General features: G+C 68.0%; 20 protein-coding genes and 7 pseudogenes. 10 read left to right on the top strand and 17 right to left on the bottom strand.

Annotated elements, in window-relative coordinates; all coding sequences use genetic code 11:
* Positions 1 to 37: 37 nt before the first annotated feature.
* The 3 genes from ACZ5WG_RS39850 to ACZ5WG_RS39860 form a co-directional block, all read right to left on the bottom strand.
* Positions 38 to 163 (bottom strand): hypothetical protein, encoded by a 126-nt coding sequence (locus ACZ5WG_RS39850; protein WP_468729546.1) that lies wholly within the window; start codon positions 161 to 163, stop codon positions 38 to 40.
* Positions 164 to 384: 221 nt separating this feature from the next.
* Positions 385 to 645 carry a hypothetical protein gene (locus ACZ5WG_RS39855; RefSeq protein WP_468729547.1) on the bottom strand — a complete coding sequence of 87 codons (261 nt, stop codon included), beginning with the start codon at positions 643 to 645 and terminating at the stop codon, positions 385 to 387.
* 926 nt (positions 646 to 1,571) lie between these two features.
* Positions 1,572 to 1,928, bottom strand: a complete 357-nt coding sequence (locus tag ACZ5WG_RS39860; RefSeq protein WP_266846390.1) for a MerR family transcriptional regulator — start codon at positions 1,926 to 1,928, stop codon at positions 1,572 to 1,574.
* Positions 1,929 to 1,975: 47 nt separating this feature from the next.
* On the opposite strand from ACZ5WG_RS39860, the gene ACZ5WG_RS39865 reads away from it, so the two are divergent.
* The 4 genes from ACZ5WG_RS39865 (at position 1,976) to ACZ5WG_RS39880 (ending at position 5,951) form a co-directional block, all read left to right on the top strand.
* Positions 1,976 to 2,815 (top strand): amidohydrolase family protein, encoded by an 840-nt coding sequence (locus ACZ5WG_RS39865; RefSeq protein ID WP_468729548.1) that lies wholly within the window; start codon positions 1,976 to 1,978, stop codon positions 2,813 to 2,815.
* A gap of 283 nt (positions 2,816 to 3,098) precedes the next feature.
* A complete protein-coding gene (locus tag ACZ5WG_RS39870; protein WP_468729549.1) occupies positions 3,099 to 4,127 on the top strand; it encodes an ATP-dependent DNA ligase in 1,029 nt (342 codons plus the stop codon).
* Positions 4,128 to 4,498: 371 nt separating this feature from the next.
* On the top strand, positions 4,499 to 5,071 hold the full coding sequence (locus ACZ5WG_RS39875; protein WP_468729550.1) for a hypothetical protein: 573 nt from the start codon (positions 4,499 to 4,501) through the stop codon (positions 5,069 to 5,071).
* Between the two features lie 592 nt (positions 5,072 to 5,663).
* Positions 5,664 to 5,951: a hypothetical protein gene (locus tag ACZ5WG_RS39880; RefSeq protein WP_468729302.1), complete on the top strand. Its 288-nt coding sequence runs from the start codon at positions 5,664 to 5,666 to the stop codon at positions 5,949 to 5,951.
* Positions 5,952 to 6,792: 841 nt separating this feature from the next.
* On the opposite strand, the gene ACZ5WG_RS39885 is transcribed toward ACZ5WG_RS39880, so the two are convergent.
* Both ACZ5WG_RS39885 and ACZ5WG_RS39890 read right to left on the bottom strand, forming a co-directional pair.
* Positions 6,793 to 7,008: a hypothetical protein gene (locus ACZ5WG_RS39885; RefSeq protein ID WP_468729551.1), complete on the bottom strand. Its 216-nt coding sequence runs from the start codon at positions 7,006 to 7,008 to the stop codon at positions 6,793 to 6,795.
* A gap of 521 nt (positions 7,009 to 7,529) precedes the next feature.
* Positions 7,530 to 7,658 (bottom strand): annotated as a pseudogene (locus ACZ5WG_RS39890) (IS5/IS1182 family transposase); the annotation flags it as partial.
* 1 nt (position 7,659) lies between these two features.
* Between ACZ5WG_RS39890 and ACZ5WG_RS39895 the strand changes: the two are divergent.
* A pseudogene (locus tag ACZ5WG_RS39895) lies at positions 7,660 to 7,924 on the top strand (transposase); the annotation flags it as partial.
* Between the two features lie 150 nt (positions 7,925 to 8,074).
* Positions 8,075 to 8,838 (top strand): annotated as a pseudogene (locus tag ACZ5WG_RS39900) (IS5 family transposase).
* Here ACZ5WG_RS39900 and ACZ5WG_RS39905 read toward each other — a convergent pair.
* Together ACZ5WG_RS39905 and ACZ5WG_RS39910 are read right to left on the bottom strand one after the other, a co-directional pair.
* Positions 8,835 to 10,346, bottom strand: a complete 1,512-nt coding sequence (locus tag ACZ5WG_RS39905) for an oxidoreductase (RefSeq protein ID WP_468729552.1) — start codon at positions 10,344 to 10,346, stop codon at positions 8,835 to 8,837. The pseudogene ACZ5WG_RS39900 and the gene ACZ5WG_RS39905 sit on opposite strands and share 4 nt — an antisense overlap.
* Positions 10,347 to 10,427: 81 nt before the next feature.
* Positions 10,428 to 10,609, bottom strand: a pseudogene (locus ACZ5WG_RS39910) (transposase); the annotation flags it as partial.
* A 57-nt stretch (positions 10,610 to 10,666) separates the two neighbouring features.
* Here ACZ5WG_RS39910 and ACZ5WG_RS39915 point away from each other — a divergent pair.
* A pseudogene (locus ACZ5WG_RS39915) lies at positions 10,667 to 11,144 on the top strand (IS5 family transposase); the annotation flags it as partial.
* Between the two features lie 58 nt (positions 11,145 to 11,202).
* Here ACZ5WG_RS39915 and ACZ5WG_RS39920 read toward each other — a convergent pair.
* Positions 11,203 to 11,886, bottom strand: coding sequence for a hypothetical protein (locus ACZ5WG_RS39920; RefSeq protein ID WP_468729553.1), 684 nt, complete (start codon positions 11,884 to 11,886; stop codon positions 11,203 to 11,205).
* A 185-nt stretch (positions 11,887 to 12,071) separates the two neighbouring features.
* Here ACZ5WG_RS39920 and ACZ5WG_RS39925 point away from each other — a divergent pair, with 185 nt between their 5' ends.
* Positions 12,072 to 12,518 carry a hypothetical protein gene (locus ACZ5WG_RS39925; protein WP_468729554.1) on the top strand — a complete coding sequence of 149 codons (447 nt, stop codon included), beginning with the start codon at positions 12,072 to 12,074 and terminating at the stop codon, positions 12,516 to 12,518.
* 82 nt (positions 12,519 to 12,600) lie between these two features.
* Positions 12,601 to 13,008, top strand: coding sequence for a hypothetical protein (locus ACZ5WG_RS39930; RefSeq protein ID WP_468729555.1), 408 nt, complete (start codon positions 12,601 to 12,603; stop codon positions 13,006 to 13,008).
* A 28-nt stretch (positions 13,009 to 13,036) separates the two neighbouring features.
* On the opposite strand, the gene tpg is transcribed toward ACZ5WG_RS39930, so the two are convergent.
* From tpg to ACZ5WG_RS39955, 5 genes and pseudogenes are all read right to left on the bottom strand, one after another.
* Positions 13,037 to 13,438: a telomere-protecting terminal protein Tpg gene (tpg, locus tag ACZ5WG_RS39935; protein ID WP_468729573.1), complete on the bottom strand. Its 402-nt coding sequence runs from the start codon at positions 13,436 to 13,438 to the stop codon at positions 13,037 to 13,039.
* Positions 13,345 to 13,752, bottom strand: coding sequence for a helix-turn-helix domain-containing protein (locus ACZ5WG_RS39940; RefSeq protein WP_468729556.1), 408 nt, complete (start codon positions 13,750 to 13,752; stop codon positions 13,345 to 13,347). Before ACZ5WG_RS39940 ends, tpg begins: the two co-directional genes overlap by 94 nt.
* Entirely contained in the window at positions 13,724 to 14,914 is a 1,191-nt protein-coding gene (locus ACZ5WG_RS39945; RefSeq protein ID WP_468729557.1) for an ATP-binding protein, read from the bottom strand. Before ACZ5WG_RS39945 ends, ACZ5WG_RS39940 begins: the two co-directional genes overlap by 29 nt.
* Before the next feature lie 357 nt (positions 14,915 to 15,271).
* Positions 15,272 to 16,624: pseudogene (locus tag ACZ5WG_RS39950) on the bottom strand (helicase associated domain-containing protein); the annotation flags it as partial.
* Between the two features lie 1,548 nt (positions 16,625 to 18,172).
* A pseudogene (locus ACZ5WG_RS39955) lies at positions 18,173 to 18,421 on the bottom strand (helix-turn-helix domain-containing protein); the annotation flags it as partial.
* 71 nt (positions 18,422 to 18,492) lie between these two features.
* On the opposite strand from ACZ5WG_RS39955, the gene ACZ5WG_RS39960 reads away from it, so the two are divergent.
* Entirely contained in the window at positions 18,493 to 18,876 is a 384-nt protein-coding gene (locus ACZ5WG_RS39960) for a hypothetical protein (RefSeq protein WP_468729558.1), read from the top strand.
* Between the two features lie 341 nt (positions 18,877 to 19,217).
* Here the strand turns inward: ACZ5WG_RS39960 and ACZ5WG_RS39965 are convergent, their stop codons facing one another.
* The 4 genes from ACZ5WG_RS39965 to ACZ5WG_RS39980 form a co-directional block, all read right to left on the bottom strand.
* Positions 19,218 to 20,084 (bottom strand): hypothetical protein, encoded by an 867-nt coding sequence (locus ACZ5WG_RS39965; protein WP_468729559.1) that lies wholly within the window; start codon positions 20,082 to 20,084, stop codon positions 19,218 to 19,220.
* 381 nt (positions 20,085 to 20,465) lie between these two features.
* Complete coding sequence (locus ACZ5WG_RS39970) at positions 20,466 to 20,618, bottom strand: hypothetical protein (RefSeq protein ID WP_468729560.1); 153 nt, start codon at positions 20,616 to 20,618, stop codon at positions 20,466 to 20,468.
* A 162-nt stretch (positions 20,619 to 20,780) separates the two neighbouring features.
* Positions 20,781 to 22,883: an NACHT domain-containing protein gene (locus ACZ5WG_RS39975; protein WP_468729561.1), complete on the bottom strand. Its 2,103-nt coding sequence runs from the start codon at positions 22,881 to 22,883 to the stop codon at positions 20,781 to 20,783.
* A gap of 136 nt (positions 22,884 to 23,019) precedes the next feature.
* Complete coding sequence (locus tag ACZ5WG_RS39980) at positions 23,020 to 23,256, bottom strand: hypothetical protein (protein ID WP_468729562.1); 237 nt, start codon at positions 23,254 to 23,256, stop codon at positions 23,020 to 23,022.
* Positions 23,257 to 23,354: the final 98 nt, after the last annotated feature.

The raw sequence follows: 23,354 nt of genomic DNA on the forward strand, positions 1-23,354 counted from the left end.
TCGCCGAAAGCCCAGTAGTAGAGGTTGGGCTAGACGCTTACTTCTCCGCCGGCAGTCCCGTCGTGCGCAGCCGACCCACCGTCTGCGCCGAAGTCGCGCGGGGCGCCTGGGCCGCCATCGCCGACAGCAGCCCTTCCCAGGCGTCGGGGAGTCCCGCGTCCACGGCCGACCGGTACGCGGCGCAGGCCTCGTGCGTCCGTCCCTGTTTCAGGTACAGGGCGCCGAGCGCGGCGTACAGGATTCCTAATCCCTAGTTTTGTTCGGTTTGCGCATTCTCCTTCGACTGCCACGATCGGCCCATGACGACGGTCAGCAGAGGCTCTCTATCTCGGCACAATTTCGAGTTGGGCGGTGCCGGTGGATCGTGGCAAGTGGGTGGGGCGGTCACCCGCACAGAGCCGAGCAGTCGCGGCCAAGTGCTGCCGTCGCTACGGTGTCGAGCATGAGTTCGGGTTCGAAGTGGAACGCCTTTGCAGCGGGAGTCGGCGCGCCATACGACCTCTCCGGGAGCCACTCGTCGATAGGAACGCCCGGCCCGTCGGCGGCGACGCACACGCCGCCATCGGACGTCAGAGTGATGTCGACGGAGGCGGCACAGCCAGCCAGAACCTCGTTCATCGCCCGGTCCGCGACCTCGAACACCATTTGACGCAGGCCGCGTCCACTCGTCGAGCCGACGTACATTCCGGGCCGCTTTCGAACGGCTTCCCACCCCTCCAATACCTGGATGTTGCTGGCGTCGTAACTGGTGGCTTCCTCGCTGGGAGAGGGACTACCGCGATAGCAGCGTCCGCTTGTGGATCGAGTGCCATGTCGAGGGGCACAAGCCGTGGAACCTCACAGCAGACGTACCCCAGCGGTCTGGCGACTCACCATTGGGCCGTTGGACGTCAGCGCATTGAGGCCTGCCTTCGGCAACATCGGTACTCATTCTCGGAGAACGCAGGTGGGCCCGTCCTCGGAGGATGGGCCCACGGTGAACCTGGCGCCTACAGCTCGGCAAGGTCACTGGACCGAAGGGGCTGGCAATGCCTTGTCTTGCTGCGGCAGCCGGGCCTGGATCCGCCGGACCGCCGGCGCCTCTGGTCCCTGGACCTCCGTGAACGCCTTGATCAGGTCTTTGGCGAAGCGTTCCGCGTCCGGGGCTGGCAGTGACCTCCACATACTGTAGGCGCGTCGTACCGCGAGCCCGGTCTCTTCGTGGTCCGGGCCGTGCAGGCTCGCGTGCAGGCGGACGACGTGGAGGTACCAGCTTCAAGGCCGCGGCGATGGAACTCGGCATGGTCCCCAAGGCCAACGTCAGCGCCTACGACAAGAAGAAGTACGGCTTCCCCTTCCAGCGCCTACGACTGGCTCTTCTCCTTGGTCAGACTTCCGCCGCCGCGTGAGGGGCATGACCCAGATACGCCAGAAACCCGCTACGGGATGATCTGTGACTGAGCGCTTCACTTGGCGGATGAGCGTCCGACTTGGCGGCCCTGAGCGCTTCGGTTGGCGGACGAGAGGGTGACTACGGTTCTCACCTGCGACAACTCAACGATGCGCGGGACTTGGGCGCCCGCCGTCGGGTCCTAGCCTGCTGAGTTCTCCGTGGCGGCGATCGTCTGGCGCAGAAGGCTACGCGCGGTCTCCAGGTCGGCGGCTCGCTGGTCGAGGACGTTCAGCTGGTCGCGAAGGCTGGTGAGAATGCCGGGACAGGGGCGCAGCGTTGCCTCGTCGAAGGTGCAGGGCAGGACCTGACGGATTATGCGGGTAGGCAGGCCCGCGGCCAGCAAGGCGCGGATGCGCCGCACCGTCTCCACCGTCTGGTCGTCGTACTCGCGATAGCCGTTGGTGCGGCGCTCTGAGTGGATCAGCTCCATCCGCTCGTAGTAGCGCAGCAGGCGCTCGCTGACTCCGACGCGACGCGACAGCTCACCGATCAGCATCGCCCAGCTCTTCCCACTTGACCTTCACACCGTGTCAGGGAGCAACAGTGGACTGGTCGGCCGCATTCCGGGCCGATCGTCAAGGAGGGAGTGAATCATTGATCATCGATGCACACAGTCACGTCCACGACCCCGTCGAGGCACATGTGGGGCTACTGGACGAGGCCGGGGTGGACCGTGCCGTGCTATTCGCCACCCGTCCACACCCGGAGCGGGCCGCTGACCTTACCTCGCTGCGTCGGGAGATGGCGATCCTGCACGAGGCCATCGGGGGTCGGGCCGGCACGGCCGAGGGGTATCGCTGCGCGTGGGGGGAGTTGGACGCCGCACTCGCCGCACGGCCGGAGCGGTTCATTGGCTTCCTTTCCGTACCGCTGGACCTGGAGCCGGAACAAATCGCCGCGACCGTGGAACGCGAGGTCATCGGGCGTGGACTGCACGGGATTGGCGAGCTGACGCCGCCGCCCGGACGGGCAGGGATGATTGAACCGGTGCTCCAGGCGGCGGTCGATCACGGTCGGCTGCCCGTAGTCGTGCACGGATCCGCCCCGACCACGGCGGACGATCTGAGAACGCTGTCAGCGCTCGCCGGCCGGTATCCGACGGTTCCGCTGGTGGTCAGCCAGCTCGGAGGGCTGAACTGGATGGAGACTGTCGAGCTGGTCCGGGACACCCCGAACATGTACCTGGAGCTGTCCACTGCCAACATCGTCTTCTCGGTCCGGCTGGCCATCAAGGAGATCCCGGACCGGACCTTGTTCGGCTCGGACGCCCCGTACGGAGACCCACTCCTCGCCCGAGCGATGGTGGAGCGGGTCACCAGCCCGGGCGAGGTACGCGACCGGGTGCTCGGCGGGACGATCGCCGAATTGGTCGGGCTCGGCTGAGGCAGGCCCGGCGGCCCCAGGTGCGACTCCGACAGACTGAGCACTTCAGATGGCGAACCCCGACAACTGAAGCGCTCAGTCACAGCGGGCTGCTTGTGGTCCGCCGCACCCGCGGCGGGGGAGGCCTTGGCGGGCGGGGTAGGGGTGGGGTGGATGGTGACGCATCCGGAGGCCGCGAGCCGCGGCGAGGAGCAGGAGCAGGGACCAGCGGCGTATGCCGCCACCGTGACGAAGCCGGCCCGGCCGGTTCTGGAAGAGGGCAAGCCGTGAGGGAGGCCCCGGGATGGTGCTCCGACCACCGGTGGAGCCGATGCTGGCGCAGGCCGCCGAGTCCGTGCCGGGCCCGGCCGCGCTGCGCGCCGGGGTGGCGTATGAGCAGAAGCTGGACGGGCACCGGGCGCTGCTGTTTACCGCGGCCGGTCCGGGTGGGCGGGTGCTGGTGCAGACCCGGCGCGGTTCGCTGGTACAGGACCGGTTCCCTGATCTCGTCGCGGCCGCCGAGCAGCAGCTGCCGCGCGGCCTGGTCCTCGATGGCGAACTGCTGGTCTGGGACGTGGAAGCGGGCCGGTTGTCGTTCGAGGCGTTGCAGCGCCGGGCCGCCGCCCGCGCCCGCAGCGCCCCTGCCCTGGCCGCCCGGTGGCCGGCCTACTTTGTCGCGTTCGACGTCCTGCAGCTGGACGGCCAGGAGCGGCTGCACCTCCCGTACGCGGAGCGGCGTGCTCTCCTGGAGCGGCTGTTCACCGACCACGCCCTGACGGCCCCCTGGACGCTGTGCCCGATGACGACAGACTTGGCCAAGGCGCGGGAGTGGCTGGAGACCTGGACGGATGTGTCCGGGGTGGAGGGCATCGTGGTCAAGCCCCTGACCAGCCGCTATCTCCCCTCGTACCGCGGGTGGACCAAGATCCGCCGACGAGACACCACCGAAGCCATCGTCGGCGCCGTCACCGGCACCCTGACCAGCCCGCAGCTCCTGATCCTCGGCCGCCACGACCAGGCCAGCCGGCTGCGCGCGGTCGGCCGCACCGTACCGCTGCGCCCGGACGCGTCCCGGCAGGTCGGCGAGCACCTGGCCGCCGCCGACCCCGGGCACCCGTGGACCGGCGTGCGCTTCGCGGCGTCCTGGGGGTCGCGAGAGGCCCTGGACGCGGTTCTGGTCCGCCCGGAGCTGGTGGCGGAGATCAGCGCGGACCGGGCAATCGACCGGGGCGGCGTTTTCCGGCATCCGCTGCGCTTCCGGCGGCTGCGCTTGGACGTGACGGCGGAGGACGTTCCCCGGTTCGGTGAGGGGCCGTCTGCGGCGGTCGGCTGAGTCTGCCGACCTTACTCGGGCTACAAATGTGGCGAATGGGCCGCCTCGAGTATTCGCCTGGGGGCCCCTCGATGGCTGCTCCGCGTTGTGAGTGGGATGGACAGCGTCGTCGCGCCCGCCGTCCCGCCGTCTGGCCGTCCTGGTGGCAGCGGGTGAGGCCCGCCTCGCCGCCCGCCTGCCGGTTTCGGCCCGGGGGCGACTTCTCTCCATGGAGGGGGACAGGCCGGTCCATCGCGGGGGTTTCGGCCGTCCCCGGTGGTGTCAAGTCCCGAAATCCCGGGGCATGACCCCGCCGGGGTGGTTCCGGCCTACTGGAACCGAGGCGAGGGGCGCCACGTGGGCGCTTCTTCACTACCAGCGGGAGAAAAACCATGACTCGCAGGATCCGGAAGAACTCCGTCCGTCTGGGTGTCGCGGCCATCGTGGCGGCGGCGGTTACGGGAGGCGTCGTTGTCCCCGCCACGACGGCGATGGCGGCTCCGACGACCGAGGTGACCACCGCGTCGTTCGAAGTAGACCCTTATGCCCCTCCGCCGCATTACGGGCCGGATAAGGCCCCGCCGAACCCTTACGAGGCCCCCCCGACCTGGGGGACGGGGATCTCTCTGGAGGAGTCTGATAAGCCGGTGGAGGAGCCGGAGAAGGCCCCGCAGAACGAGGAGCCGGAGGGCCCCCCGGTGTCGACCTGGGGGACGGGGACCACTCCGGCGGAGTCTGATAGGCCGGAGGAGGCCCCGGCTGAGTCTGATAAGCCGGTGGAGGAGCCGGAGAAGGCCCCGCAAAACGAGGAGCCGGAGGGCCCCCCGGTGTCGACCTGGGGGACGGGGACCACTCCGGCGGAGTCTGATAGGCCGGAGGAGGCCCCGGCTGAGTCTGATAAGCCGGTGGAGGAGCCGGAGAAGGCCCCGCCGAACGAGGAGCCGGAGGGCCCCCCGGCGGAGTGATGAGCCGCGGTTGTTGCGGCTGCGGGCCGAGGAACGGCTTTCGCGGGGGCATGTGCGTCTTGCGGGGGAGCGTCTGGGGGTGTGGAGCGGGCGGTGTGGCGGTGGCTCGCGCAGGCCGAGGCCGAGCCCCGCTTGGCGGCCCCTCCAGGGCAGCGACCGGTGGACCGGTTCCGCCAGCGGACGCCGGCCGTGCGGAGTGGTCGCGGGCGGTGGTGGAGCCGCCGACCCCGAGGCGGTCCGCGTGGGCCCTCCGGGGCCCGGTCGGGGCGGGGTGGGCGGCGGTTCACGGCCGAGCCGGATTCGGACTGCTCCGCAAGATGATCCTGCTCCAGTGACACTCCGAGACGCCCCCAAGACCCGCACAGAGCCGAGAAGTAGGAAGATTTGCCGCGGGTGTGTGGACCGGGGGTCCATCCAGGTGCCCAGCCGTGGCAGGATGGCGTCATGTTGATCCGAAAGGGCGATGCCGCGTAGGCGTCCCAAGGCCGTCCGTGCAGAGCGGTGGCGGCCACGATGGCAGTATCCGGTCCTGAGGGTCCGCGGTGTCTCCGCGCGAACTCGTGCAGCGATCCGCCGGGTCGAAGACCAGGAGATGTGGCCTAACGCGGTCGCGAATGCGCTCTCTCGCTTCGAGTGGGCCTTCAAGCAACCTGGCCGCTACCTGAACGCCTCCGAGGCCTGCTCGCCTGGGATAGAGGTGGAAGACGCTCGAGACGATCTGGAGCGGGCGATGCTGCACCTTCCTCCCGGAGCCAAACGGGACTTGGGTCGACTGATCGCGCGCATCGATGAGGAATTCGAGCGCCGCACCTTGCCGGAGCCCAACTACATCGAGTGGGCAATGGACGGCTGGTGGTGGACCAGGATGCGTGAACGCTGACGGACCCGGCCTCGTGCCCCTTCCCTGTAATCGAACGACACGGTTACCCTCCGCGACCGCTCCCCAAGATCTGTGCCAGAACCCGTAGCTCGCTGACAAAGCCACGGTGCTGGAGTGGGTCGGAAAGGGATGCCCCGAAGGGGCCTCCGCGGCCTACAAAGCCAGCTGTCAGGCTCTGCAGAACCGTGGGCTGGCCAAGGTATCCAGGCGCGGTGGGGTGTGGAATGCGGTGCTGACTGACGCAGGGCGCCACTACCTGGCACGAGGCACCTACCCGGAGCCGAAGACGCCGGTATCGGAAGCATGGACTCCATATAGGACGCAAAATGTCCTATATGGAGATCCGGGCAGAGATTTCACGCGGATGAGGGGCCGATTCTGGTCGCGTCCGGAGGAACCCGCTGCCTGGCTAGCTGCCCAGGTGTCGGGCTCGGCCGATGAAACGCCACCATCGAGCCCACGAAGGTACCGCGAGGAGCTCGTAGACAGCGTTCGCCCCGTCCCCCTAAGACAGGCGTTCGGCCGGGGTTTCCCAGCCGAGCGTCTTGCGCGGGCGGCTGTTGAGTTCGGCAGCGACTGCGTCGAGGTGGTCCCGGGTGTGGCCGGACAGGCTGCTGCCCTAGAGGCTGCCCGATTCGCGACCAGCGTACGGGCCCCAATCTCTCGCCCTATGGCAGGTCCAGCCCAAAGCCGCTCCCGCCGACCTCATCGGGCCGTGTGCGATCGTCATGCCTCCCAGGTACGTTGAGCCGTCAGCCGAGGGAGAACGCTCGCGAGGGAGTCGCCCCGCAACGCGTGGCTGCGGGGCGACGATCCACTTTCGCAACGGGCCTAGTGGGGTTTAGTCGACCGTCTGCCCGTCATACATACCGCCCCTGCAGGTCGGGAGCACGGGCGTCGACCGGTCGATCGTTCCGCCGTTGTCCGTGCACTCACCCGGGGTGACGCTGGCGGGGGTGACGCTGGCGGTGGCGGTGGCGGTGGCGGCGCCTGTGAGGCCGAGTCCGGCGAGGGCTGCCGTGGCGAAGACTGCGGCGAGGATTCGTCGAATGCGCATTTGGTTCGCCTTTCACAGATTGCCTCGGTTGGGGCACTAGCCAGCTTGATCTTCACCCATGTGGGTGGCACGTCATGTTGGGCCATTCGGGTGACAGTGTTGTCGGGTGCGGGGTCGGTGACGCGACCCGTCAGAGCGGATGGAAGCCCGTGCCACATCCCTGCCAGAAAGAGCGGATCCCAGCGGTCAAGAGCAGTCAAGCGCGACGCCTCGCGATTAATCACCAGAGGCCGTTTGCGCTGGTCAGCGCAACCCCCTCCGTGACGGCCCGGTGATTCCCAAGCTCAGAGCGCGGGTTCGATTCCCGTCACCCGCTCCACGGCGAAGGCCCAGCTCATAGGCGAATCCCAGGGGTCGTTGCAACACGTGATCACCGACGTGTGGTGGCGAGCAGTTTAGACAGGCGTTCGGCTGGGGTTTCCCAGCCGAGCGTCTTGCGCGGGCGGCTGTTGAGTTCGGCAGCGACTGCGTCGAGGTGGTCCCGGGTGTGGCCGGACAGGCTGCTGCCCTTAGACCGTGTCCTATGTGGTGAGGCGGACGAGACGTTTGTAGCAGCAGAGGTCGGCGGCGAAGCCGAGAAGGGCCAGGTAGTTGCGGGGATGACGCTCGTAGCGGTGGTTGAGCCGGCGGTAGCCGGTCAGCCATGACAACCTCGTCGAGCATGCGGCCACCTTGGGCATCGAAGCCCGGAACCAGGGGTTTTACGCCGATCCCGAAACGTTGGGCAGTGGAGAGGACCTACGGCTGGCTCATGCTCCACCGCCGCCTGACCCGCGACTACGAAACCCTGCCCGCCCGCTCCGAAGCCATCATCCACATCGCGATGACCGACCTCATAGCCCGCCGCCTCACCAGCGAAAACACCATCTCCTGGCGCGACCCGACACCAGCACGTCAAAGTCGCATCCAGGGATGAAACAACAGGATGAAACGACCTCTTAAGAACTCCTAACGAAATGATCTTCAAGATGGTTGGATCACTCCGGGACGGATTATCCGGGGGTGCGGGGTGGCGCGGCTGAAGCCATGGGAAGTCGACGACGAGCTGTGGGCGGTGGTCGAGCCAATGCTGCCGAAGGTCGAGCGTCGGGCTCGGCACCCCGGACGTATGCGGCATCCTGACCGGCTGGTGTTCCAGGGCATCCTGTTCGTGCTGCACACCGGGATCGCCTGGGAGTAGCTGCCGCAGGAACTCGGCTTCGGCTCGGGCATGACCTGCTGGCGCCGTCTGGCCGAGTGGACCAAGGCCGGGGTGTGGCCTCGGCTGCACGAGCTCCTCCTTGCCGAGCTCCGCAGCGCGAACGTCCTGGACTTCTCCCGTGCGGCGGTCGACGGCTCCCACATCCGGGCGTTAAAGGGGGCTCCAAGACAGGACGAAGCCCTGTCGACCGGGGCAGGACGGGCAGCAAGCACCACCTGATCACCGACGCCACCGGCATCCCGCTCGCCGTCACCTTGACCGGCGGCAACCGCAACGATGTCACCCAGCTGATCCCGCTCCTCCAGGCCGTGCCGCCCGTGCGGGGCAAGCGCGGCCGCCCCCGGCGCCGCCCGGACGTGGTGCTGGCCGACCGCGGCTATGACCACGACAAGTACCGCCGCCTGGTCTGGGATCTCGGCGTGAAGCCACTGATCGCCCGCCGGGGCACCGAGCACGGCTCCGGACTTGGCACCCAACGCTGGGTCGTGGAGCGCGCGTTCGCCCATCTGCACTGGTTCCGCCGCCTACGGATCCGCTGGGAGATCCGCGACGACATCCACGAAGCCTTCCTCACCCTCGGATGCGCACTGATCTGCTGGCGACGGCTGAACTCAACTATTGCTCACTAGTTTTTCTGCAGGGTGCGGGTGATACCGGCGATGATGGCGGTCGTCAGCATCCAGCCGAAGGCGATCAGCAGGTAGGCCAGCCACTGGAGGCTGCTGTTCGGCCAATACCACCCCGTGCGCTGACCCAGACCACCGAGGGGGATCAAAAGGTCGAGCGTGTAGACGAGGGGCTGGAACGGGCTGCCTTCGTCTCGTTTGACCGGGCTGGGAGAGTGAGTGCTAAAGGCCAGCGTGCCTAGTAGGGTCAGCGCGAGGAGCCAGACGCCAGCCAGCCAGGGCCGATAGCCATAGCCCACGGTCACGTCCAGCAGGTGCCCCCATACCCGGGCCGGCGGGGACAGGGTGAGACGCCGGTGGCGCTGCTTGGCCAGGAGCACGCGGCGGGCGTCATCGTCATGGCCGATTTGCCGGTACCAGCCTGCGAGTTGCTCGTACGGCTGCGGGACATAGCCAGGATTCCGGCGGACCCAGGCCAGGCGACGGGCCACCTCGTCCCTCGCAGGCGGTGCGTCGTCGCCTGCCGCGGACGGGGCGTCCCCGAATCGGATGGACCCGTAGGTGAACCCTTCCAGGAGCACCTTCCTCGGCCAGCTCTGCTCGCTGTCCTGACACCAGGTGGCCTGGGCGGACCGGAGATCCACCAGTCCTGAGAGCGGTGCTGCGGTTCTGTAGTCGAAGTCGCCCACGTGCATGGATACGCAGTCCAGGGCTACGCCATCCCCGTTCAGATGGGCTCCTTCGAAGGTCAGCAGACCTTCTATTCGGGCCCTTCGCAGCAGTACGCCTCCTTGCGCGGTGAACCCCTGGGAGCAGTCCACCGTCGAAGCGGCCATACTTCCTGCGGCAAGTGCGACGCCCGCGGTGTTCCCCAGCCGTGCGCCTTGCAGGAACAGGCCGCTGAGCAGCTGTGCGCCGGGCAGCCGCAGTCCGCCTTGCGTGGTGAGCCGCTGGCCGAAGACGCCGCCATCCAGGACGAGGCCGCCCGCGCGCACTGCCCACTCTTCCGGGCCCGAGATCCTGGCATCCGAGATCACCAGATTCCCGGCCATACGAGCGTTGATGAGTATGAGGGAGCCGCCTTCGAGAGTCGACCGCCTCAGGTCCAGGTCACCCTCGATTCGGGCGAGCTCGGCGTTGATCCCCGGCACCCAGCTGTCCGTTATCTCGATCGTCCGGGTCGTCGCACCGTGCAGTTGCACCGCCTCGTCCAGCCGACAGCCCTGCAGCAAGAACGTGTGACAGATCTCCGCCCCGGACAGGTCGAGACGACCGGTGATACGCGCGCCGGTGAGTCGCAAGGCGGCTACGGTGCCAGACCGGTCTTCGTTCGCGCCGAGCAACAGCGTCGCGACGACGGCCGCGCGGACAGTACGGTCGGGGCCCCACCGGTCACCCGCAGCGGGAGCGTCCGCGTCGGGTACTCCTGTGCGCAGGTCAACGCGACGCCCCTCAGGGAAGGCGTCCCACAGCTCGCGCTCCGGCGGGGTCATCTCGTCATAGGACAGCATCCATGCAGAGTAATGATCTACTCACTCAGGCGCGCCAAGCGGGTCACCGGTTCATTCCGTTAGGAGTTCTTAGATCATGTCCTATGTGGTGAGGCGGACGAGTCGTTTGTAGCAGCAGAGGGCGGCTGCGAGGCTGAGGAAGGCCAGGTAGTTGCGGGGATTGCGTTCGTGGCGGTGGTTGAGCCGGCGGTAGCCGTGAGCCAGGACATGGTGCGTTCGATACCCCATCTGCGACGGCCGAGACGTTCGCTGGACTCGACGCCAGACTCCTCCTCCTGGCGCCGCGCTACATGCTCAGCCTTCGCGCGATCGGCGGCCGCGGACTTACCAGCAAGGTCCACCTCGCCGCGGACCGCAAGTGTCGTCCGCTCACGTTTGTCCTGACCGCCGGGAAGGCCGCGGACGGCCCGCAATTCGTCCCCGTGCCCGAGAGGGTACGCAACCCTCTGCCCGTCGGCCGCCCCCGCACCAGGCCCGGTGCCGTCGTCGCAGACAAAGCCCACTCATCCCGCGGCAATCACGCCTACCTGCGCAAACGCGGTATCGAGGCAGTCATCCCGGAGAAGAAGGACCAAGCCGCCAACCGGATGAAGAAGAGCAGCGGGGGCGGTCGGCCCGTCAGCCACGACACCGACCTCTACAGGGAACGGAACACCGTCGAGCGCCTGATCAACAAGCTGAAGGCGTGGCGAGGCATCGCCACCCGCCATGACAAGACTCCGGAAAGCCACCTCAGCCGGACTCCACCTCCGCGCCTCAATGATCTGGATCGACGACCTCCTCAAAGCCACCGACTGATCACGACATCACACAGGCCCTCAACGAAGCCAGCTCCGGTGATGTGGATCTGGTGTTGTCAGGGGTTTGGGTGCGAGTCCTGGGTGGTGGTGTTGGTTGTTCCCTGGCTGTGGAAGGTGTTGTTCGTGGTGCTGTTGTATGTCGGCAGGGTGCCGCTGAGGTTGAGGTTGGTGGGCAGGAACGAACCGTTCCCAGTGCCGCCGTTCCCGGTGTCGCCGTTCCCGTTCCCGGTGCCGCCGTTCCCATTGCAGGTTCCGCCGGTGATGGAGGTCTGGTCACTGGATCTGGCGCTGAGGCCGCCTTCGGCCTGCTCGACGATGGTGGCGGTGTTGGTGACGGTGCAGGGAGCGTTGTCAGCCACGTTGACGATGATCGCGACAATGAAGTCGGCGTCGGGAGGCAGGGAATCGATGTTACAGGTGAGCACGGTGTCCGTGGCGTGCACGCCACAGGAGCCAAAGGACCCGCGGGTGTAGAAATCCTCGATTGTGAGGCCTTGGGGGAGGACGTCGGTCATCACCGTTGCGCCGATGGCCGCGGCCTGATCGTTATTGCTGATCACGATCCGGTAGAACCCTTGCCCGCCTCGGGGGAAGTCCCCCGCGTGGGTTTTCGTAATGCCCAGGTTGCCCTGGGCGTATGCGGGTGTGGCCCCGATGGCGAGGGGCAGGGCGGCGCCCAGGGCCAGAACGGTGGCAGCGGCAGAGGCACGCCGCCTCAAAGTGTGGGTAAGCAAGGCCATGGTGGGTCACTCCTGCTCGTGCGACGGTCTTCCGTGGCGGGCGCCGATGACGCGAACGCGATATCGGACCCTTGCACTGACAACAACGGACGTTCAGGGGACCTGATCAAGGGGGTGAGCGGAGATTTCACCCGATTGCCGGAGGCGGCCGGCGCGAAGGGAGGCGGCCTTGAGAAGGAGCTGAAGTGACGAGCTGGCAGGACCGCAAGCCGGTCGGAGACGCCCACGAGCAGCGCGTCGCTGCCGCGCTGCGTCAACACGGCTGGACCGTTCAACTCTGCGGCCAGGGAACCTACCCACCCACCATCCAACGAGCCCTGATCCGCACCCGCTCCGCCTTGCGCCAGTTCCCCGACCTCATCGCCGCCCGAGGAAGCGAACTCATCACCATCGACGCCAAAGACCGCATGCCCAGCACCCACTCCGACCGCTACGCGATCAGCACCGCCACCCTGGCCGAGGCCCGCGCCCTCTACGGCAACGACCCCGCACCCCCAACCGACGCCCGGCCTGCTGCCGCTGTCACGGTCGGGACCGGTGTGGAACCGGAACGCTGGCTCACACTGCCTCCCCTGGACCGGCTCGTCTCCTACGACAGCACCAGCCCTTGCACGGGCCCCCTGCAGCCCTGACCTGATCGACTGGAAACACCGGCCCGCCCCCACACCCCTCACCCCCGCCCAAGCCTTCGAAGCCGCCCGCCGGATCCACACCGTGACCGCCCACCCACAGCTGGCCGCAGCCATAGCCGCCACCCTGTTCACCGGAGCCTCCTTCCAGCAGCTGGCCACCGCCCGAAGCGACGACTTCCACGACGCACCAGCCCTGCTCGCACTCCACGACCAGGCCCGTTTCACCGACGGCTGCGCCACTCACCCCGTCCCGCCCTGGGCCACCGTCTTCCTGCGCGCCGCCGCCCGCTACGCCCACCTGACCGGGACCACATACCTGCTGGCCGGCCCGGGGGAGCGCACGACCGTTCTGCGGCTGGCTGAGACGGCCGGGCTTCGCCCGCCTCAGCCACCCGGCGCTGAACGCGCGGGCCGCAAGGGCGCGGTGGTGTGGGACTGGCGCGAAATGCAAGAAGCCCGTGGCTACTACCCGCTCGCGGCCACCCGCTGACGACCTGCCGCAGACCCGGCCTCACACGTCACTGGAGGGCGAACTCGATGAAGTCGATGTCATCGAGGGTTACGTGGAGACCGTGGGCACGGTGACCGGCCTCGCGGAAGTAGAGGTGTCCCAGCGCACGGCCGAGGATCAGCTTGTGCTGCTCCTCGCTGACACCTGCGTCCAAGGCGGCGAAGATCTGCTGTGTCACCGCCCCGTTCAGACGCCCGGTGACACGCCGCAACCGCGGATCGTCCGAGCTGCCGCCACCGGCTTTGAACCCGAACCGGGCCCGGGTATGGACGACCACACCACCAGCCTCCGCCGCAGCCCGCCGGCGCGCACGGATCAGCGGCTGCCAGCGAGCCCGCACGAGTTCCGTGATCTTCTGCTCGTGGCCGGGTTCGGGCGTCCTTGGCTTCCCGGCTTGGGGGTCACCCAGCGCTGGACGGTCCGCTGGGACACGCCCAGGACAGCGGCGACCTGCCGGGTGGAGCCCCGCTCCCACCGCAGCAACGCCTTCAGCTGATCCGCCGTCGTCACCGGTACCGGCCGCGTGTACAGGAGCCGCTCCAGCCCATCACCTATCGCCCGCACGACCCCACCAGCCCCTTCGGCACAGCATCCCGAGTCCCAGCGGGTCCACCATTCCCACGATCGGGTGGCGGCGGGCTTGTATCCGGCATAGCACTGACGCCGGGCTCTCCCTTGCGCTAAAGAGCCTCCGTCACCACTTCTCGCGTCCGGTAGAGGCATTGACGATGTGGCGGATGATGGCTGCGGCTTCGTTCGGGTTGCGGTCCAGCCAGTCGGCGAGGTGTTGGCGGATGACCTCTTGGACGTAGGTGTCCGCTTCGGGATTGCTGAGCCTGGTTCTGGTGGATCCCTCGAAGACGGGATGGGCGAGCTTTACGGACACGACCGCGGTCAGGCCCTCGTGGACGGCCTCGGCCGTGAGGTCCTCGTCCTCTGCGGATATCTGCCGTTGACGGCGCGCGTGCTCGTTGACGACAGACGTGAGCGCGGTGCGGAAGCCCACTTCGTGGGCGCCGCTGTCATGAGTGCGGGTGCTGTTCGCGAAGGAGCGGAACTCTCCCGGGGACCAGGTGTTCCACTGCATGGCGACCTGGACGAAGATCGTCTGCTCCTCGTTCTCCGACGTGAAGCCGATGGCGGGGGAGTGGACGAGACTCGAGGGGTAGGGGTTGAGGTGGGCGACGTAGGCGCGAAGGCCGTCAAGGTGGTGGTGGCGGACCGGTCGCTCCGGACGCTCGTCGGTGAGTGATATGGCCAGGCCCCCGTTGAGGAAGGCCAGTTCCTGGAGGCGCTGCGACAGCGTGGCGAACGACCACAAGGTGGTCTCGAAGATGTCGGCGTCTGGCAGGAACACAATCGCGGTGCCGTGTCCGCTGCTCTCTTCGTGCCTCGTCAAGGCACTGATCGGGATGCCCTTCTCGTACTCCTGGGTCCAACGGTGGCCGTCCCGGTGGACCTCGACCGTGAGACGGCTCGACAGCGCGTTGACCACGCACAGGCCCAGGCCGTTGATGCCGCCGGACACCCAGTAGCCGGTGCGGGGCTTGGGGACGAAGGACAGCTCCGTCAGCTGGCGTTCGACGGCGGACTTGCCGGTGGACTCCCGTACCTCGACGGGCAGGCCGCGCCCGTTGTCCGTGACGCGAATGCCGCCGTCTGCGGTGATCGTGACGTCGATGGCGTCGGCGTGGTCGGCCAGGTGCTCGTCGACGGCGTACGAGACGACCTCGTAGACCATCTGGTGCAGGCCGCGCTCGCCGGTCGAGCCGATGTACATGCCGGGCCGCCTGCGTACCGCCTCGAGGCCCTCGAGTACCTGGATGTGACTGGCGTCGTACTCGTTCACGTTTACGGGCTGACTGGGGTTGCCGGATTCGGTCATGAAGCACCCTCCCTGGGACGTCCTGAGCATGGTGAGCGCAGGTCACCAAAGCGCGGACAACACCGCTTTTACGCTGTCGCCCGTGCACGTCTATCCTAGGTATCCGGAGGAAAACGTGCAGGTCAGAGCACATGTGCTGAGGTCGCAGGTGGCTGCGTCCACGACTTTGCCGACAGCATCGTTCTGGAGTGCCGCCACCGGGAGCAGGGCAACACGAAGACCCCGCCACAGGCGTGCAGGGAGCGTTCTAGGCTGGAGCCGGGGGGTCTTTCCTCGCGAATTTCCCGGCAGTGTGTGACTCGCCTGCCCTGGAGAGACCACGTCGAGAGGTCGGCCCCTGGAGCTCTGCCACAACCGCTACCGCGCCCAGTCGATGCCCAGCTTCGCGAGGGCGGCGAGCTGGTCGGCGGTGAGTTTGTCGCGTCGGGTCTTGGTGTTGGAGACCCATACGCCCAGCTTCACGGTCACCGGTTCCGTCTCGCCGTCGACCGTGATCTCTTCGCCGTGGCTGCGGGGTACCGGCCGGTGGGCGCCTTCCCGCTCGACCCATTGCGCGAGGGCTGCCAGGCCCCGTTGGAACGCCTGCTGCGCCTTGCTCGGCCTCTTCGCCGTGCGGCTGGTCGCCAGGGCCGGAGGCGGCGCCTGGGCGGGTTCTACGCCCAGTGCGGTCAGCCGCTCCTGCTGCTCGGGCAGGAGCCGCGCCCAGGTGGCCGGCTGCTTCTGCTGCTGAAGCCACCAGCCGATGTCGTCGCCGTCCATGAGCACGCCGGGCGCGATGTCAGGCAGCTGTCCGTCGGCGTCGACCAAGTCGGCCAGGACGCGCTGGTGCCGCTGCCAGTCCAGTGGCCAGGGGCAGTTCCAGTCCTTGTCGACCGCGGCGAGCTGCGCGGCCCGCGTCGCTGCGGTGCCCTCGTCCTTTCCGAGCCCGTTCTTGGCGCCCTTGCGCCGGAGGTTGGCCATGTGCTGGCCGATGGGCACCATCTCGTCGTCCTCGCCCCACAGCGCGTCCTGCCGGGGCGCGAGGTGGCCGGTGGCCCGCCGGTAGGACCGGAGCACGGCGAGCTTGGCCTCCCACGCCTCCTCACCGGGCTCCCAGACCATCCCGGCCTCCGGCGCGTCCAGTAGCTCCTTGCGCCGGTCCTCGAGGTCCCCGGTGCGTAGGGCCTTGCGCTGCTGGTGCACCCACCGGCCGAGGGGGAACGCCTTGGTGACGCCGACCTCGACCTCGACGTCGTACGGGACGGCGTGCAGGCCGGCGACCCCGTTCTCGACCCGCCACCGCAGCAGGGCCTGGTAGCCCTCCAGCCAGACCAGCGACTCGGGCCGATAGACGCGGGTGCGCAGGAACGCGGCGATCGTGGCGGCGTCCCGGGGCGAGGAGAAGTGCAGCAGCGCCGACTCGGCCGCCGCGTCGGTGTCGTCCTCCTGGTCCTCGCCCTCGCTGCCGGCCTCGACGATCCGCCCGTCCTCGTCGCGCCGGACATGGACCTTGCGCTTGCCGCTGGTGAGGGCGCTGGAGGCGAGCTGCTCGACGAGGCGGTCGTCATGACTGCGGAGGCCCTGGAGGACCGCTACAAGAGGGCGGAAGCTGGCGCTGGCGACCATGTCGGTGGGGTCCTCGTTCGGCTCCATGAAGATGGGCACGATGATCCGGGCGATCTTCGTGGAGCCGTCCTTGTTGAGCCGCAGGGCGCGGCCGATGTTCTGGACGTGGCTGCGTAGGTGAGAGCGGAGAGCGAATGTCGGTGAGTCCTGGCATCGGTTCGCCCTCAAGAGGCCTCGGAATGTCGGTGAGAAGTAGCAGCACACGGCAGCGGTAGGGCCGTCGGCCAAGTGGGTCAGCACTCGATTCGGCGCTTCCACCACGGAAGATCGGGGGCCTCGAAGGGGTTATTGACCGTGCGTCGGAGAATCTGGTCATCCACGGGCGCGATGACTGCACGCAGTTCGCGTCGTGCCTTCGTGCGGAGAAGCCGGAGCGTGAGCTCAAGCAGGGTGCGGACGTGGTAGTAGCCGCTCCACAGGTCGGTGTCGTCGTATCCGTAGTAGGGAGTGACATCCCTTCGTGGCCTTCGGGCAGTGGAACTCCATCGGCGAAGCGCGTGTGCGACCTCGCCGGCTGGGAGCCCATGGATGCGTTCGAAGTGTGCGATCTGCCTGTTCGCGGATGCGGACAGCCCTCGGATCACGGGAGCCCGACGATGCCTGACTCGGTTGGCCCGGCGTGGGAGCTGAGCCCTGATCTCGCCCGGTGACCGGCGAGGCATGAACACTTCCAGGCTACGAGTGGGAGTACTTCTCCCGGGTGGGGCCTCTCGGGTTGGGCCCGCAGGCGAACTGGAATCACTGCCGGGCGCTGGCTCGGATCGTCCGGCGCCTGATGCGCATCGCGCGTGACCACAGCGCAGCGAGCGCCCCGTGACCGAGCCGCTGCGGCAGGTGCTGTACGTCCTGATCGTGCTCGGCTCGCTCGCGCTGATCGTCATCGGCACCCACTGACTCCCGCCGCGGCGTCCGCAGTCCTCCCGCGGGCGCCCGGGGCGGGCCCATCGCACCATTCGGAATCTCACTGAGGAGGCGTCATGCCTCCTTGGATTCGGGGTCGAATTGCGTGCCGTTCCACGTGTTGCTGAGGGTCTTTGCCGACTCGGGTGGCGGTGGCGGGGTTGTGTATCGGGGAGTGTCGGCGATGTCAATCATGCGGACGTCAATCAATGGCCCGCATGATCACGGTGTGAGACGTGTACTGAAGTGGGTTGGACTGCTGTATGTACTCGCAGTCGGGGCATTCTTGACGTGGTACATCGCGCGCGGCCACCAAGTCGACAATCTGATTGCCGTTGTGTCCGCGTTCACCGGCCTGCTGGCTCTACCCGCCGCAGTGCTCGCCGTGCTCCGCCCCCGCGGTAGCGCACCGGCCCGTGCCGAGCTGGACGACGTTGCCGACAACTTGCTCAAGGTGTACGCAAACAGTGGGAGGCGGAGGCGCAGGTGCGCCGCCTCAACGATCCGTTCCCGCTATCGGTTGAATGGGCCGCAGCTGAAGGGGACCTGGTGGAGTCATGGCCCCGTTTGAGCGAGTTGGCCAGGGACTGGCCCGGCCAGTCCCTCGAAGCCGCCTCCTTGTGGGCTACCAGCTCCAGAGAGCTGGCCGGCAGCGGGGGTGATATCGCCCAGATTTTCGAACGCGTCCCAACACGCCGCCTGGTCATCCTCGGCGAACCCGGTGCTGGCAAAACCATGCTGCTCATCCGCCTCGATGCGGGCGGCCGCCGACTTGGATACCCCGAACAGCGGCGCGATCTGCCGCATCGTCAAGTTCGTGCGCCAGTACGCTGCGACCAGCAGTGCCCGGTCCTCCAGCGGAAGGCTCCACGGCCGGCCCTTGCGGACCGCGTCCGCACCCGCGCGCCGCAGAACCGTCACCAGCTTCCCGAAGGCACGCGGGCTCAGCCCGGTGAACGGGGCTATCCAGGACGGCTCCGACGCCGTGATCACACCAGCCACATCAAGATCATCCCAGTTGCTGACGCTGCCCTATGTGATCGATGCTGTGTGCTCGGCAAAAGGGAGGGCGCATGGGGCTGGTTCTTTTCCCGGACGACGGAGACAACAGCAGCCCGGATGTCTCCTGGTCCTACAGCGGCTTCGCCGCGTTCCGGCGGTGTCTGGCCGAGGCCGAAGGGTTCGCCCTCTCCGAGATGTGGGGCTTCGGTGGCGAGCGCCCGTGGAGCGAGGTGTCAACCGCTCTGAAGCCTCTCCTCGATCATCCGGATGCGGGTGGTGACGACCTCTCACCTGCCGAGTGCGCATCGATTCTGGTGCGCCTGGAGGCGATCACCGACCAGTGGGCACGGGAGGGAGGCGACCAGCTCCTCCAGCAGCACATCGAAGACGCCCGCCACCTGGCGGGCGTCTTGCGGCTCTGCATCAAGAAGGACGTCCCGCTGGGCTTCGTCTGAACCGCACAGACCGCAGAAGCCACTTACGGGACAGCCCTTAGTGAAGGCACGGAAGTGTTCGGCTTTGCTTCGCGCCGGGGACGGGAGGGGTGTGCCGGGTGGGTGACAGGTCGTTGCGGTTTTGATGGTGACAAGCTGCGATGCGCCGGTTTGGTGTCAGTGGGGGTTGTCGGTGACGGTTCGTCAGTTTGATGGTTTTGCGCTGGTCGCGTGTGGTGGTGGCGTGAGTTTCCATTGACGCGGATCTGGTCTGTGGGCGGTTGCTGCTGTCACGGGCTGTTACACCACCTGGTGTTGGGCGCTGCTACGAAACCGGTACTTTGCACCCCACGGACGGCGGTTCAGGAATCGTAGGTGATGGACACCTGGGCCGATCCGGTGGCGGGGCCGGAAGTGCCGCCTGCCGGGACGAGGTTCGACCCGCCTCCGCCGCCGCCGGGCCCGTCGGCAGTGGCGGTGACCAGGAAGCAGCCTCCGCCTCCGCCTCCGCCGTGCCAGCCGCTGCCACCACCGCCCCCGCCGAATCCGCCACCGCCTGTGCCGCCGGTACCGGGCGTGCCGTTGGTGCCGGCCCTGGAGCCCTCGGGGCAGGCGGCTCCGCCCTTGCCGCCGAGGGTCTGGGTTCCGCCGCCGCCCCCGCCGCCGCTGTCCGGTCGCTCGCCGCCGGGCTTCCCGGTGTCGCCCGCGTCTCCGCCGGTGGCCTCGCGGTCGGGGCCGGTGAAGCTGGAGCCGCGTCCGCCGCCCCCGCCGCCGGCGGCGACGATGAGGCGGGGGTCGGTGCCGGGAACGCCGGTCAGGGCACACTTCGCGCGCGCCGAGCTGCAGGTGCGGACGTCACTGGCACCGCCGCCGCTGCCGCCGGGGCGTTGACCGGTGACGGCTCCGCCGCCCGTGTCGACGTTGACGTAGTAGGTGGTGCCGGGCACCACGGTGAGGGTGCCGGTGACGGTGGCGCCGGTCCCGCCCGCTCCGCCCTCGATGGCGGACCGTCCCGGCTCGCCTGTGGCGGTGACGGTCAGCCGGGTGACGCCGGCCGGGACGACGAACTGCTGGTTGGCGCCGGCGGTGAAGGTCTTGGTCACGGGCGCCGCTGCGGCGGGCGCCGCGGGCACCACCAGGGCCGCCGGCATCGCCGCGGCGGCGAGCAGGAGCGCGGCCCGTCGGGCCGTGCGCCGAGGGCGTTCGGATCGCTGTGGGGTCAAAGTCACGATGGGGACTCCTGGACAGGGCCGTGGCACCCACCCCCCGGGGCGCGCGCGGACGTAGGTCGATGGTCCGGCCCCTGCGCGGGACCGTCCGCCGCGGACCGTCCGGGCCGCAGCGGTCAGGCGTCACGCTCTCCCTCAGTCTCCCCGTTTCCCGGGCCGCCCGCCTCCCGGCGTCGAGGTCCGTCCCGGCGTCCCGAGGCGGTGTGCCGGTTTCGTGTCAGTGGGGTGGTGCCAGTGACAGCCCGTCAGTCCTGTGGTGCTCCCGCTGCTGGTGGGCTGGGCGGTCGGGCCTGCCGCTGACGTGGTGGTGGCGCCTTGGCGGTACACGCTGGCATGAGGCGGCATGTAGGCAAGTCCCTACTGTCACGGAAGCGGCACTTCTTAGGTGAGGTCGAAGGTGATGTTCACCGAATCGTGCCCGTTCAGCACCTCCATGAGCGTGAGGGTTCCATCCTCTGCTTCGAAGACTCTCACCAAGATCCCGCTGTTGTCCTTGCCGAGAAACACAACGGAGAAGTGGGGGTCCATCTCCATCAGGAAGTCCCAGCCCTCCCGCTGGGTCGTGTCGAGGAGAATGGCATGCCCACCGGGTGCCTACCGACCTCGTCGACAGTGACGGTGATGTCGATGCCGTAAAGGCTGCGGCGTTCGGAGGTTCGTGGAGCAGCCGCCCCGTCCGGAGCTGGATCGGTTCTTCTACCTCGACGACGTGGACCGGGAGCTCCCTATCAGGCTCGGCGGCTCGGGCAGCGGTCTGTCTACTTGGAGCGCAAGGTGCTCGAGCAGGGTGGTGTGTAGGTACTGGTAGCCGGCACCGGCCCTGCGCATCAGAGCTCTGTCGTCTGCGTAGGCAAGGAACCGCGTCAGCCGCACGTGCAGGAAGCAGCTGAGGATCCCGCGGAGGAGCGCTGGGATGAGCCGGGCCCGAAGCCGCACCCAACCGAGATAGACCGAGACCGAGAGAAGTGCGATCAGCGAGAGGTGTAAAGGTCGCCAATCCCCGAGCGGCCCAAGGGCCGCCAGCGCGAGCAGGATCGCGCGCTCTGCTGCGATGAAGACGATCCACGGGCGTTCATTGCGCGAGGGGGTTGTCCTTGCGTATTGGATTGCGAACCCGGACATTACTCCGAACGATAGGGCCGAGGTGGTCGTTGTCCAGATGGTGCCCGACGTCACAGGTCCCGCAAGCAGGCAACCTGCCATGCCGACTACTGCGCCCAACGCGGTGCCGAGAAGGTACTGGGCCCACGACCATTTGATGCCCCAGATCCTGATGCTTCGCGTACCGATGGCGATCTCCACGTAGGTGAGTACCTTGTTCATCGACCTCCGGCTGACGATGGCGGCCTCAACGAGGCCGCTGCCCCGGTGCAGCGGATCACGAAGGTAGAGGACGTGCTCGTCGAGACGCTTCATGATCCGGGCAAGACGTGTGATTGCCTGCCAGGCTGCCGTGGGTTCGTAGGGCGCCGGGGCAGAGGTCCTCCTTCGCAGCGCCCTGTCACGTATGAGCATGCGTGAGACGTACGCGTCGAAGAGGTGTCCGCGCCGGTCGTGGAGACTTCCGGTAACCAGTGCTGCATCGATCTCGCTGCCACGGTAGGCGAGCACGGCGACGCCCAGCATGAGGGGCGTGTCGAGCAGTTCTGTCAGCACCTCGTCGCTCACCGCGGCGTCGTGCAGGGAGTTCAGTGCTTGTCCCGCTTCCCGCAGTGCTCGGTGGACTGTTTCGCGTGTCAGAGGCGTGAGTTCTACGGCAGCGTGCAGGGCGAGATGTTCTCCCACGTCGGCGTAGTCGTCGATCCGGCAGGAGACCACCACACCGGCCAGTGGGTATTGGTCTGCTGACATGAAGTGGTCGATGGCTTGGACGCATCGTCTCCTGATCTGGGGCGCCACCTCGTCCAGGCCGTCGAGAATCAGCGTGACTCTGCCCTCTTCCAGAAGCTGTGCCGCGACCGGTCCGCGAACCCGGTAGAGCACCTCCAGCTCACCGATTACCCAGTCGCGGAACTGTCCTCCCGTCCAACGGGACAGCAGGAGCACAACCGGTACTGGCGCCTCGACGTCCTCCAGCTCGGGCAGCAGGTCACGAGCGAGCGTCAACAGCTGAGTGGTCTTTCCCGCACCCGCCCTGCCGAGTACCAGCAGACGCCGGGAGCATCGCCTATACACGTCGATCAGCCTGGTGCCGGCAGGCATAGGGCGGGACCGCCCCCACTCCCGCAGTCCCGGCGAGGCCCAGGGATCGGAGACGGCATCAGGCTGATCGGAGAACCCCAGCTCTACCCGCACGGTGTTCTCCAACGACGCGTCGAGAGCGTGTAACCATTGTTGCTCGACCTCGCCGCGCAGCGCCCTGCGTTGCGCGACGAGCGCACGCCCCTCCAGTCCGGCGGAGAGCTGGTACCCGGGATGGCCCGGCAACGAGGCGTCCCCCGGGGGTGCACTGTCCTTGGCCGGCGCCGCCCGGCCAGGCGGCGGCGCGGGCGCCGGACCGGCGCCCGCCGGCCGTGCACCGGCTCCGCGGCTTGCCCTGCGGCTGATCACCTGCAGCACCTTCTCGCCGCTGTAGAGGGTCCGCGTGTGGCCAGCCTCCAGACAGATCACCTTGCCGATCTCGCTCCACTGCGCCCCGTTCTCGTGGGCTTGGCGGACCGCGACGGCCTTGAGGTCGCTCAGATCGCGGTCCAACCGCTGGATCTCCTCCAGGAGGTCGAGCGGGCGGGCCCGCATCGGGTGCTTGCTCAGATGCAGGGCGCCTCCCGCCCTGGTGTGCACGGCCTCGGCGATTCGCAAGACATCGGCGTCGTGCGCGGCGGAAGAGACTTGGGCAGGCTGCGACCGGCCGCGGTAGGCCGCCTTACGACCCGTGCGATGCTCCGACTCATCGGGCAGAACCTCGACGTGTCCTTGGCCGGGCAGCCCTCTGCCTTCACGTTCCTGGTGCTGCGTGAGCCAGGCGGGGACCGGGGAGGTGAAGCCGAGCTTGTCCCGGCTGGACCAGACCTCGCGGGACAGGCCGAGGGCCTTGGCGGCGTCCCGCAGGACCGGGCAGCCGGCAGGAGAACTCGATCAGGTCGCGGGCGAGGTAGGGGGACCGGCGTTCGAGCGCGTAGGCGGAGGCGAGCTTGTCGCTGGTCATCACCAGCGGCCTCCAGATCCGCCGCATCGAGCTGCGCGAGGCCACCGCGGCGGGCTCGGACGCGGAGTACCGCGAGGAGGACTTCCGGTGAACTCCGCCGCCGCGTGACCCTCGTCCACCGGGGT

Source organism: Streptomyces sp. NPDC032745, from assembly GCF_055579465.1.